The organism is Paraperibacillus esterisolvens (assembly GCF_046237625.1).
Lineage (GTDB): Bacteria > Bacillota > Bacilli > Bacillales > DSM-1321 > Paraperibacillus > Paraperibacillus esterisolvens.
The window spans coordinates 873,796-885,765 of the sequence record NZ_CP143545.1 but is presented as its reverse complement, the minus strand read 5'-3'; the positions used below and the strand labels follow the sequence as shown (position 1 = coordinate 885,765).

General features: G+C 45.9%; 12 protein-coding genes. 6 read left to right on the top strand and 6 right to left on the bottom strand.

Features of this window, described 5'->3' with window-relative positions; all coding sequences use genetic code 11:
* The first annotated feature begins 53 nt into the window (after positions 1 to 53).
* The gene (locus V1501_RS04560) at positions 54 to 305 is read left to right on the top strand and encodes a YhdB family protein (RefSeq protein ID WP_409291647.1); all 252 of its coding nucleotides are present in this window, start codon (positions 54 to 56) and stop codon (positions 303 to 305) included.
* Positions 306 to 404: 99 nt separating this feature from the next.
* Here the strand turns inward: V1501_RS04560 and V1501_RS04555 are convergent, their stop codons facing one another.
* Positions 405 to 2,141, bottom strand: a complete 1,737-nt coding sequence (locus V1501_RS04555) for a phospho-sugar mutase (RefSeq protein ID WP_409291646.1) — start codon at positions 2,139 to 2,141, stop codon at positions 405 to 407.
* A 143-nt stretch (positions 2,142 to 2,284) separates the two neighbouring features.
* Positions 2,285 to 3,826, bottom strand: a complete 1,542-nt coding sequence (locus V1501_RS04550; protein ID WP_409291645.1) for a GNAT family N-acetyltransferase — start codon at positions 3,824 to 3,826, stop codon at positions 2,285 to 2,287.
* A 230-nt stretch (positions 3,827 to 4,056) separates the two neighbouring features.
* Here V1501_RS04550 and V1501_RS04545 point away from each other — a divergent pair, with 230 nt between their 5' ends.
* Both V1501_RS04545 and V1501_RS04540 read left to right on the top strand, forming a co-directional pair.
* Positions 4,057 to 4,488 (top strand): disulfide oxidoreductase, encoded by a 432-nt coding sequence (locus tag V1501_RS04545; RefSeq protein ID WP_409291644.1) that lies wholly within the window; start codon positions 4,057 to 4,059, stop codon positions 4,486 to 4,488.
* A 5-nt stretch (positions 4,489 to 4,493) separates the two neighbouring features.
* A complete protein-coding gene (locus V1501_RS04540) occupies positions 4,494 to 4,991 on the top strand; it encodes a thioredoxin family protein (RefSeq protein WP_409291643.1) in 498 nt (165 codons plus the stop codon).
* 140 nt (positions 4,992 to 5,131) lie between these two features.
* Here the strand turns inward: V1501_RS04540 and V1501_RS04535 are convergent, their stop codons facing one another.
* Positions 5,132 to 5,542 (bottom strand): DUF5365 family protein, encoded by a 411-nt coding sequence (locus V1501_RS04535; RefSeq protein ID WP_409291642.1) that lies wholly within the window; start codon positions 5,540 to 5,542, stop codon positions 5,132 to 5,134.
* A 192-nt stretch (positions 5,543 to 5,734) separates the two neighbouring features.
* Here V1501_RS04535 and V1501_RS04530 point away from each other — a divergent pair, with 192 nt between their 5' ends.
* On the top strand, positions 5,735 to 6,631 hold the full coding sequence (locus V1501_RS04530; RefSeq protein WP_409293250.1) for an RluA family pseudouridine synthase: 897 nt from the start codon (positions 5,735 to 5,737) through the stop codon (positions 6,629 to 6,631).
* A gap of 76 nt (positions 6,632 to 6,707) precedes the next feature.
* Here V1501_RS04530 and V1501_RS04525 read toward each other — a convergent pair whose 3' ends face one another.
* The 3 genes from V1501_RS04525 to V1501_RS04515 form a co-directional block, all read right to left on the bottom strand.
* Positions 6,708 to 6,968 carry a GlsB/YeaQ/YmgE family stress response membrane protein gene (locus tag V1501_RS04525; RefSeq protein ID WP_409291641.1) on the bottom strand — a complete coding sequence of 87 codons (261 nt, stop codon included), beginning with the start codon at positions 6,966 to 6,968 and terminating at the stop codon, positions 6,708 to 6,710.
* Between the two features lie 27 nt (positions 6,969 to 6,995).
* Positions 6,996 to 7,532, bottom strand: coding sequence for a hypothetical protein (locus tag V1501_RS04520; RefSeq protein WP_409291640.1), 537 nt, complete (start codon positions 7,530 to 7,532; stop codon positions 6,996 to 6,998).
* A 193-nt stretch (positions 7,533 to 7,725) separates the two neighbouring features.
* A complete protein-coding gene (locus V1501_RS04515; RefSeq protein ID WP_409291639.1) occupies positions 7,726 to 8,289 on the bottom strand; it encodes a GNAT family N-acetyltransferase in 564 nt (187 codons plus the stop codon).
* A 164-nt stretch (positions 8,290 to 8,453) separates the two neighbouring features.
* On the opposite strand from V1501_RS04515, the gene V1501_RS04510 reads away from it, so the two are divergent.
* Positions 8,454 to 9,671 (top strand): acetyl-CoA carboxylase biotin carboxylase subunit family protein, encoded by a 1,218-nt coding sequence (locus V1501_RS04510; RefSeq protein ID WP_409291638.1) that lies wholly within the window; start codon positions 8,454 to 8,456, stop codon positions 9,669 to 9,671.
* The gene (locus V1501_RS04505) at positions 9,655 to 11,820 is read left to right on the top strand and encodes a hypothetical protein (RefSeq protein WP_409291637.1); all 2,166 of its coding nucleotides are present in this window, start codon (positions 9,655 to 9,657) and stop codon (positions 11,818 to 11,820) included. Before V1501_RS04510 ends, V1501_RS04505 begins: the two co-directional genes overlap by 17 nt.
* The last annotated feature ends 150 nt before the right edge of the window (positions 11,821 to 11,970 follow it).

The window sequence follows — 11,970 nt, the reverse complement described above, 5'->3', positions numbered from 1 at the left end:
AGAAAAGGGTAAATGTATACACTATTAGTAACTCCCCAAGAGGAGGAAAGGAAATGGCTAAAGTTGATTATGACCGGGCTTTGTATTATACCCATCGTTCCGAATGGGATAATCTTTTGATATTGATGGTCAGGACCAAGGATCAATTTCTTTCGAAAAAGATTGAGATGTTCCTCCATTCTTACCATTTTGAACAAGACTATGCGGTAATCGAGAAGCATCTGTACGGTCTTCTGCGATATATAGACCACGCTACTTCCATGCTGAATGGCCGCTTTGCTCTTTACGGTGTACAAAACGGATAGCTTTTCCCCAGGTTCAGCAGCCCCTTATCTCAAATGGCAAGGGCAGCTAATCTTTAAAAAACTCAGCTGGGATGACCCCAGCTGAGTTTTCTATACATATTAAAGGACACTATTGATATAAGGCAGGTTCATGAAAGCATCCTGAACTTTTTGCAGCTTTTCCTCTGCGGAAGTGCGGGATTCATCATTGACCCCAAAATAGAACTTGATCTTAGGCTCTGTCCCTGAAGGCCGTAAGCAGACCCATGAACCGTCCTCGAGGAAGTACTTCAGCACATTCGATTTTGGAAGATGGATTTCCTCCTCACTGCCCTCAGACAACAGATGGCTGAGGCTTGTCTGATAGTCCTCCATCCGGACAACACGCAGGCCAGACAGCTCTGCAGGAGGATCCTGACGGAAGCTTGAGAGGATGCCCTGTATCTGTTCTGCTCCGTCTTTTCCTTTAAGAGTCAAGGATTTCAAGGACTCCAGGTATGTTCCGTATTTTTCGAAGATGGCATTCAGCCCCTCATACATGGTCATGCCCAGCTTCTTGTAATGAGCACACACTTCTACCGCAAGCAGTGCCGCCTGGACAGCATCTTTATCCCTGGCAAAATCCCCGATTAGATATCCATAGCTTTCTTCATAACCAAAGAGGAAGGTATGCTCTTTCGTTTCTTCATATTCCCCGATCTTCTCTGCAATGAATTTGAATCCTGTTAATACATCGTCAGCCTGCAGTCCATATGACTCTGCAATTGTGCGGCCGATTTCTGAAGTAACGATGGTCTTTAATACAATGCCGTTTTTAGGAAGGGTCCCTTTTTGCTGCTTTTGTGACAAAAGATACTCAAGCAGGATGGCACCTGTCTGATTCCCTGTCAGGACCACATATTCTCCTTCTTCATTTTTCACAGCCACACCCAATCTGTCTGCATCCGGATCCGCGGCAATCAGGATATCCGCGTTGACTTCTTTGCCCCTGGCAATGGCCAGCTCAAATGCTGCATGCTCCTCGGGGTTTGGGGAAGCGACCGTAGAAAAGCCAGGATCCGGTTCTGCCTGTTCTTCCACAATGTATACGTTCTTATAGCCAAGTGACTCAAGCCCCCTGCGGACCGGGAGATTGGATGTTCCGTGCAGGGCGGTAAAGACGATATTTAAATCTGCTTCGCCGGCCAGATCTGGATTTTCGGAAATGGTAAGAAGCTGTTCATTATACTTCCTGTCCATTTCCCCGCCGATCATTTCGATCAGGCCGGATTCCAGGAGCTCTTTTTCTTCCTTCACTTTGATTAGCAGCTCGTCTTCGATCGCATTTACATAGTCAATGACACGGTCAGCTGGCCCTGGCGGCAGCTGAGCACCGTCCGGCCCATATACTTTATAGCCATTGTATTCTGGAGGATTGTGGCTTGCTGTGATCACGATGCCTGCATAAGCCCCAAGCTCCCTTACTGCGAAGGAAAGCTCCGGAGTCGGCCGTAAGCTGTCGAACAGGTAGACCTTGATTCCATTCGTTGCAAGTGTCTTCGCGGCCTCCATGGCGAATTCCGGTGATTTATGCCTTGAATCATAAGCGATCACCGTACCCCGTTTTTTGGCTTCTTCCCCAAATGAAGAAATATAGCCCGCGAGGCCCGCAGTCGCCTTGCGTACGGTATAAAGGTTCATGCGGTTCGTGCCGGCTCCGATTTCTCCCCTCATGCCGCCGGTGCCAAATTCAAGCTCCTTATAGAAGGCATCCTCCAGGCTTTTTTCGTCATCGTTCAACTTGATCAGTTCCTGCCTGATTTCTTCATCAAGCCCAGAAAAATCCTGCCATCGGGCTGCTGTCTGTTTGAAGTCCATCTCATCATCTCCCTATTTAAATGAATACTTGTTTTTCTTGTTGTATGTATTCTTAATCGATGGAATGAAATCCTTTTCCTTACTTTATTCTATATTAAAAAAAGAATGGGGTCAGCCCCATTCTTGCTAAACGCGGCTTCCCCTTATTTTTTGTACTGAATTTTATATACATCATGCCTGCGGTCACGGAGCTGATTGACAGTACCGGACTGGCGCTGCCTTCTCAGGATCTCAAGGTCGACATCCCCGATTAATACCATCTCGATATTGGGGTTGGTTTCCCCTACCACTCCGTCCCTGGCAAATTCAAAATCAGACGGCGCAAAAATTCCTGACTGTGCATATTGGATATCCATATTCTCGGTCTGAGGCAGATTCCCTACTGTGCCGGAAATCACGGTATATATCTGATTTTCTACAGCCCGTGCCTGCGCACAATATCTAACCCTTAAGTAACCCTGCCTGTCTTCTGTACAGAATGGCGTGAATATGATCTTCGCACCCTTGTCGGTGGCTATGCGGGCAAGCTCGGGGAATTCAATATCATAGCATATTTGGATCGCAATCTTGCCGCAGTCTGTATCAAACACTTCGACTTCATCCCCGGGGCTGATTCCCCACCATTTCCGTTCATTGGGTGTGATATGGATCTTATACTGCTTCTCAATGGTTCCATCTCTCCTAAAAAGATAACTGATATTATAAATATCATCATCATCTTCCATGACGAAATGTGATCCGCCGATTATGTTCACATTATATCGAACGGCAAGATCGGTGAATAACTCAATGTACTGCTCCGTATATTCAGTGATCTTCCTTACCGCCATGCTCGGTGATCGTTCATGAAGGAAAGACATCAGCTGAGTGGTGAAGATTTCGGGGAATACCGCGAAATCAGCACCTGCGTCGGAAGCTACATCTGTAAAGTATTCCACCTGGTTTGCGAAATCGTCGAATGACTTAATCTGGCGCATCATGTATTGGACAACACAGATCCGGACAGGCTGGGATGTCTTGAAAAACGTGTTCGTCTTCGGCAGATAGTCAATATTATTCCATTCCATCAACGTTGCGTATTTTCCTGATTGCTTATCATCCGGCAGGTAATTTGGATTGATTCTCATCAGGGTGAATTCATTCAGCAGCTGGAAGGATAGGACGGGATCATATATCTTATGAAGGATTACTTCCTGAACATATTCCCTCGGGGTATATTCGTCCTCAAATTTATGGTAGTTGGGAATTCTTCCCCCAATGATGATACTCTTAAGGTTTAGCTGGCGGGCGAGTTCTTTCCTCGCTTCATACAGTCTATGTCCGATCTTCATCCGCCTGAATTCGGGATGAACCATGACCTCTATTCCATATAAGTTATAGCCGTCAGGGTTGTGGTTGGTAATATATCCATTGTCGGTCACATCGTCCCATGAGTGGCGGTCATCATATTCATCAAAGTTTATGATCAAACTGGAACAGCTTCCGATGATCCTTCCGTCATATTCTGCACAGAACTGGCCTTCCGGAAAAATAGAGATATGACTCTCCAGGTGCTCCCTCTTCCAAGGTGTCATACCAGGAAAGCATAGAAGCTGCATTTCCAGAAGTTCGTCTATGTCTTTTTCTTCAATATTGCGGATAATCAATTTTTTCTCGAATTTATGCAAATCTAGTTCTTCACTCATACTTCCTGCACTCCTCTGGTCCCGAAGAATTATCGTCATTAAAACCTTGCTTAATAAAGTAATATATTACCCGTATGCCGCTGGTTCTAAACTCATGCAGCCGTTTAACCCAGGCTTGGAGTACAAGCTTAAAGCCTTTGGCTGTGCTTCGCCACCTATTTACATTTATACGGTTTACACATATAATCGTACCAATAATACCTTTAATTAAAACATTCGGGGATGAATATATGACCAATTTAGAAAAATACAGGGAAAACCTGTTGTTCCTTGCCTTTGGCACGGCTGTCATCGCGATGTTCGGGAGCCTCTACTTCTCGGAAATCAAAGGGTACGAGCCCTGTGAATTATGCTGGTACCAGCGTATCCTTATGTACCCTCTTACAGTGATCCTTGGTATGGCAGCGGCACGTAAGGATTACAGAATCAGTTTATATTCACTCGTTCTTTCAGGAATTGGCGGACTGATAGCTCTTTATCATTATCTCATCCAGAAGGTTGCCTTCTTTACAGATTCTGCCCCCGCCTGCGGCCGTGTACCCTGCACGTCTGACTATATTAGCTGGCTCGGCTTTATCACAATCCCGCTGCTTGCATTTACTGCCTTTATCATTATTTTTGCAGCCAGCCTAAAAGTATACAAAATGTCAGGAGGACTCTAAAGAAAATGAAAAAAGTAATCCTTTTTCTGATTATCATAATAGCCCTGTTTGGGGCTTTGGCCCTGGTTAACAATATGCAGCAAAAAGAAAAAACGGCAGTTGCTCCAAAAACATCGGATACTAAAGAAGGGCCGTATGGGGGTAAAGAACTGACGGCGGCCACTGCCGAGCAGCAGGATGATCCAAATTATCAAAATATCATCCTGCCCGATACACTTAAAAAGAAGCTTGATAAAAAAGAAGATGTTACAGTATACTTCTTTAGCCCGCTCTGCCCTCATTGCAAGGAAGCCACTCCCCGGCTGATGCCGCTGGCAGAGGATAAAGGAGTTCAGGTTGAACAGTTTAATCTGCTTGAGTTTGAAGATGGCTGGGATGCCTATAACATTGAATCGACTCCTACTCTTGTCCAATTCAAGGATGGCAAAGAAACGGCACGCATAGTTGGTGCACAAGATACGAAGATTTTCAGCAGCTGGTTTGATAAGAACACCTTAAAATGAAAAAAAGAGGCAGACCCATTAACATTGGGACTGCCTCTTTTTATTTCTGTATAACATGCAGGTTCAGGAAAAGGGCACAGCAAAGCCCGGAAAAAGCATTTCCCGGACTTTGTTTGGAAACGTATAATTTCCTTTTTACATTAGATTAAAATTTGATTAGCGGGTGAAATGAATAAGTTCAAGTCCTTTGAAGGAGTATGTAAATAATCAAACTGGTTAAAATCTAATGGAAAATAGATTCCATATTTGTTTAATAAGCGGGCGTTAGTGTAAAACAGCTCTTCCAGCCGTGACTCGGCAGCTGCGGTCAATGCCCACTTCTTTTCCAGGACAGTCAGTATGACATTCAGGCTTGTCATCACATGAAAAGCATCCTTTAATGTGGAGCTGTAGTCACTTCCTCCTGACTCTGTATGGAGCACACCCATTTCCCGAAGCTCCTTGATCTCTCCTGTGGTAAAATAAAGAGGAAAAATCGTCTCATAAAAATAATGTACGAGCCCTGAAATTTCCTGTTCCTGCTCGATTGTCGATGCATAAACCACTCTCACGAAAAAAAACCACCCTTAAGCATTATTATCCTGTTTTTTCTGTAAATTAAGTTTTCTTTTTTTTAGGATAACATAAAACACTTCAAAAGTAGGGTGGAAATTTAATCCACGCTTTTATTTTGTAGTAAAATAGACTGTGTTTTTGGAATAATATGCTATTTAGTCCATAGCTGAAGGAGGCTGGAAATCATGATATACGCTGAAAAAAAGGGCTCTGCCCTGTTTATAACGGTTCCTTTGAAATGGAAAGATATCACAATCGAGACTCTATTCAGCAAAATCTGGCAGGCCCCCAGGAAGCTGGTTCATGAATGGAGGATGACCAAAGGGATACTCCTTAATGGAAAGCAGGCCTCCTGGTCCCTTCCCCTGCAAAAAGGGGACATCCTTCACATTCCTTTGTCTTTCTCGGAGATGGATGGCGATCAAGCAAGATATATGGAGCTTGATATCTTATATGAGGACCATCAGGTTCTAGTCATCAATAAACCGCCCGGCTTGGAAACTCATCCCTCTAGTCCCGGCCAGAATGATACCCTGCTGAACGGGGCTGCCTATCATATGCTGATGAATGGGGAGAATTATACTCCGTTCCATATACACCGGCTAGATAAGGATACCTCAGGAGCCATCCTTTTTGCGAAAGACAGGCTGTCAGCGGCAATTCTGGACAGGCTCCTCTTGGAGAGAAGGATCAAAAGGACCTACCTTGCCCTTGTGCACGGGTTGATCAATAGGAACGGCACAATAAAAGAAAGTATCGGCAGGGACCGCCATCACGGGACACGGAGAAGGGTATCACCGGGCGGCAGACCAGCTGTCACCCACTATGAAGTGATAAAGCAGCTGCAAGGAAAAGGGCAGACATTAATATCCTGCCGCCTCGATACCGGAAGGACTCACCAGATCCGGGTTCATCTGAGCCATATCGGACACCCGCTCGTAGGAGATACCCTATATGGAGGAAGGCCGGAAATTCCAAGACAGGCGCTGCATGCCTCTAAGCTGGTATTCCCGCATCCTATAACGGAGGAATTGATCGAGGTCACTGCTCCATTTTCCGACCCTGAAATATTCCCCAGGATCTGAGTCAGCAGACAAAAATGAAGAAAAGACAGCCCGTCAACTTCCGGCTGTCTTTTCCCCTTTAATTATGCAAAATGGTTTAGGCTTCCTGCCCTGCCCTTTCTTTCAGGAATAAGCTTGCGATGAAAACAAATACCAGGGTTCCGAATAAGGCGGGAATGAGTGCGATGCCGCCTGCCTGCGGTCCAAAGTTTCCAATGATCATGGAACCCACCCATGTGCCTGTGATTCCTGAAAACACGCTGCCAACAATCCCTGTCCGCACTTCTCTTCCAATAGCCAGCTGGGCTATCCAGCCGATAAATCCGCCAATACAGAGAGTCAATAGAAATTCCTGCATTCTGTTTCCTCCTGATTCATGTTGTGGTTACTTCTTTGGTGTAAGCAGCGTGGAGGGAATATATCCTTTCTTTTTGCTGTTTTCATCCACTGCCTCAATTCTGACTGCCTTTCTGTTGAGCACGGTTACCTCACTGCCTTTTTTCAATTCAACTACCTTATTCTTGTTGATTTGATCAGAAATTCCATCATAATCATTGATTTTAATGAACTGATAAAGCTTGTCGTATTCTGCCTCAGATAACGCTAGGAAAGCGTCCTGGTCAACCGTTGCCTTTTCGCCCTTTTGCAATATTTTTTTCTCGGCCTTTTTTTTGGTGTCATTCATTGTCGTTTTGACAGAATCGACTGCCTTCTTGCTTTTCTCGCCCAAATTGGCATTTTCAACTTCTTTTTTCACTTTATCCTGAGCGGGCTGTGTTTTTTTATCAAGTTCATCCACTGCTTTTTTAGATTCTTCCTTCACTTTATTGCCTGCTTCTTCTGCCTTATTCCCGGTCTCTTGTGCACCCTGGCATCCTGTAAGCAGGACGGCTGCGATAACTGCACCATATAAACTTTTCATTGCTGTCCGCTTGCACCTCCCCTTTTTGCCAATGCTGATTAATGAATATATTCCCGGCGTTTTTTAATTCAAACCTGCTGAAGCGGTGCGGCTTCTGCTGACATAAAAAAACCGGACAGGCTGTCAATCAGCCTGTCCGGCCTCACGGAAACCGGAGTATTAAATTAAAGCGCTTTCAGAATTTGACGGAACTTCACTTTGCGACGCCCAGCCGGTCTTCTTTAAGCGCCAGCACTTCTCCAACCTCCTGCATAGGATTGTCGTATACCATGGCTGCCTTATAGGAATGCACTTCTGTGTACACTTCCTGCATCTTGGAGTAAATCCATTGCTCACTCCTGCGTTCAGGCGACCAGAAAAACACATCCATATTATTTAATTCATCAGTTATCACATGCCGGCGCTGATAAAGGATCGAGCCAGCTTTTTTAAAGCCATTTTTTTCGTAGAACTGGACCCTCTTTTTCGAGTCCGGATCAGCTGCAGTTATAGGCTCCACCTCTAAAACGATGGGCTTCTTTTTCTTTTTCAGACGGTTCATGAGTTTGCTGCCGATTCCATTTCCACGGTTGGTGCTGCTTATCAGAACATAATCCACAAAGATAAAATCGTCCTTTTCCAGATAAACGAGTACATATTCAGGTCCCATTTCCCTCTTGTAAGCTTCTTTATCGGAAAATAGCAGCTTCATCTGTTCCTCAGACTTCATCTCTCTCTCCGGGAAGTATTCTCTCAGCTTGGTGTACCATTCGGTCATGATCCGTGGCATCTCCTTTAAAATCGATTTATTCGTCAACTATTATGGTTAATACCAATCCGTTTCGGCGTTTAAACCTTTTTTGCGGCAAATGTTTGAAAACTTTAAAAATAGGAAATGTATATTCTGTTAATATCTATTTCTTATAAAAGGCAGGGAATGAGATGGAAAACCAACAAAAATTAACCGCGCTGCTGGGCTGGAGCCTGCCGGCAATCGAAGCAATTGACAAACTTGACAGACCCTATGTGGTCGTCGGCCCGCCCGACTTCCAGAAATTCGCTTCGGAAAACGGAATACAATTCGTCCCCTGGGATTTTGAACAGCTTAACGAGCGGTCAAATGAGCTGTACAAGAGACTTGCTGACCTGAATGTTAAGGTCGCTGTTCCAATTTATGAAGAAACTGTTGAATGGGCTGGAGCTCTTAATGCACATTTCAATGATGACCCCCGAATTTTCAACCGCTCCCTGCTCCTCCGGGATAAAGGCTTGATGAAAAGGAAGGCTCAAATGGCCGGCATCAGGGTAGGTGTTTTTGAAGAAGCCTATTCCAAGGACGATGTCCACCGTTTCCTTAAGCGTATGAACGAAGCCCTGATTAAGATGGATGGGGATGTTAATGATCCGATCCATGTTAAACCCCTTAACAAGGCCGGTACGGTCGGCCACAGGCTCATTCGTGATGCCCAGGATATCGACTTGATGGGCGAGACAGAATTCCCTTGCTTGATGGAAAGCCATCTGGATGGACAGGAATTTTCATGTGAAGCCTTCATCCATAATGGAAAGATCAGATTCCTGAATATTACGGAATATGTGAAACTCGGACACTCAAACTTCGTCCCTGCATCGCCTGCATTGGAAGAATGGCGCCCAAGGATCCATAAGGAGATTCAGAAGCTGGTCGATTCCTTTGAAATTAAATACGGAGTCATCCATCCCGAATTCTTCATTGCTGCCGACGGCACCCTGAATTTCGGTGAGGTGGCAGCCCGTGTACCAGGCGGCCATATTTTTGAATTGATTGAGCGGGCTTACGGATTCAGCGCTTTTCAAGCCCAGATTATCTGCAGCGACCCGGATACAACAGAAGAGGAGCTTGAAGAGTTCTTCCCTGAGGAAGTCACTTCTGCCAAAGGATATGCCGGCAGCCTGATGGTATATCCGCGCGTGAAGTTCATAGAAAAGCTGACTGTCCCCGAAGAGCTTAAGAGCAACCCTTATTTTGAAAGACATGATATGTTCATCCCTGTTACCTCAAAGGTTGCTGAGCGTGTCGGCTTCGGAAACCACTACGGCACAATCTTCTTCTTCGGCGAAGACAGCGCGAAAATGAGGAGCTTAATGCAGCAATACGAGAAATATGACTTTTATGTATAACGCTTCCTCCTTCTGGAAACGGCTTCAATCCCGCTTCTCCAGGGAATCGGGGACGAGCGGCGGTGCCTCTGCCGAAGAGGCGGCTGCAAATGCGGACAGGCCGTCTGCCATTTCACTGCAGGAGTCTGACAGGCTACCTGAACAACAACCATCTTCAACACAAGTGACTGGGGGAAAAAGAAAAATGAGTGCTGAAACAATGACTCTTAGTAATAAATTTGAGGCTGCCCTCCAAACTCTTCAGCAGGCAAAACCTTTTGCCAAAAGCATGTATCAGACCAATGTTTTTCAATTGGCAATCGAGCTTGCAACTGAAGAAGAAGGATTGCAGGCCTTATACCAGAATGCAGCGGGCTACGATGATGCCGGAGTGTTTCATGCAGGACCATGGGAAGATGCCTCAAAGCTGCAGCCCCCTCTTGTAGGCGGGTCTCTTAAGCTGAGGGGTGTCAATTCCATTATAGAACTGCTGAGTGAAATGAGGATGCTGTCCATTGCGAAGGGTGAATACAAACATCCGAAGATAACAGCTGAGGAAGCAAGATCTTTCCTGAACGAAGTGCTGGCACTTAACCTGGATCTTCTATTCCCTCCAGAGACAGAGGCTGCCCGGGTTGAATCAGGTGAACATCTGGAGCGGGCGGAACGCCTCTTCCAATTCCTCGGCAAGGAACTATCCTTCAATGCGATAGCCGGGAAAATAGTTGGCGAAATTGAACGCCTTACCGTCCAGCGGCCAATCATGACCGGCAGGATAAAAGAAATGATTGAAATGGCCAAAAATATGGTGGAGTCCGATATAGACGAAAACTCCAGGCAGACGCTGATCAAATATGAAAAGGCCATCACTGCTCCCACTGGGCTGAGCAGTGAAGTATCCGGCGTCAGGGAATACCAGAGCAGGCTGAAGCAGGCGGAATCGGCCGACATCGAGGAGGAGGCGCGGACCTTTGCAGAATCAGCCAGGGAAACCGGCCTCATCTCGCCTTATCATGCGACGCTCATCCGTTTCCTGAACAGATCCAATTATGACCTGCTCAGCACCGCCCTTGATCTGAATGAAACCGGCACAGCAAGCCTTAATGCAAATAAAGAATTGATCAGAGATATCATCCTGCTGTCGGTATATCCAGAGACATGCCAGTCCATCTACGGACTCGGCAGGATGCTCGACAGAGGCGTTCTTACCCAGGAGCCTTTGATTCCTGCCATACGCCGCCTCCTCGAACTTGATATCCATCCAGAAGTGAAAAGGTCGCTGCTTTCTCCTGAGTTCAGGCGCAATGGCATCTCAGCCAATGGCGTATTGGTGTCAGGTGTACTCAGTGTACTCGGCCAGCCGCTTGGAGTCGGCCAGGGTCTGAACCCTACCTGCCAGTCAGCAAGGGCCATCAGCCTCTGGGCGCAGCATGGAATCGGGCAGCTTCTCGAGCATATCGCCCGCGCTGCAAGGGATAATGATATTGATATGACGTTTGAAGGCGAAGTGATTAATTCCAGCCAGCTCGAAGGAGGAGTGGCAGGAGGAGACATCCATCTGGAGCTTGATCCGGTCTCAAAGATATTGGTTCCGCATCTGGATAAAATCTATAATGATATGATGAAGAAGACACTGCTGCGGGGAGAAGACGGCCATAAATGGGTGAACCCTGAGTTTTATGGAGAATGGATTCCACGCGGATTTTCCAACCTTATAGATCCCGTGACCGGGTATGTGTCTGACTTTGATGCTTTTGTCCGGTTATTCTACTCCACCCACCATCCGGATTATAATGAGGGCTATGAACTGATATATCCCAACCCGGTCGGAATTTACATTACGAATGTCCATGGTGACCTGCTGGGACTTCATGCAGTATCCATCCAGAGGATCGCCGAAGACGTAAATGGCGAATTTAGAATTTATTTCTATAATCCCAATAATGACAGCGGCCAGAACTGGGGACAGGGTATTCAGCCAAGTGTTACAGGCAATGGCGAGATGGAAGGAGAATGTTCTCTGCCATTTAACGAATTTGTCTCAAGGATGTATGCATTCCATTACAACCCGTATGAACAGGGCGATACCTATATGGTGGATGACAGCATCATCCATGGAATTAAAGAAATTGCATTAGGAAGCTGGGGAAAAACATACACCTGGGCTTAAATAATGGAAGAATTATAATAAGAAGGAGAGCCTTGTGGAGCAGCCGCTTCACTGGGCTCTCCTTTTTTTAGGCTTGGAAAAGCTCCCGCTCGTTTAAGCCCATTCTTCTTTTCTTCAATATTATTTTGTAAATTAATCCCTTCATTTGTC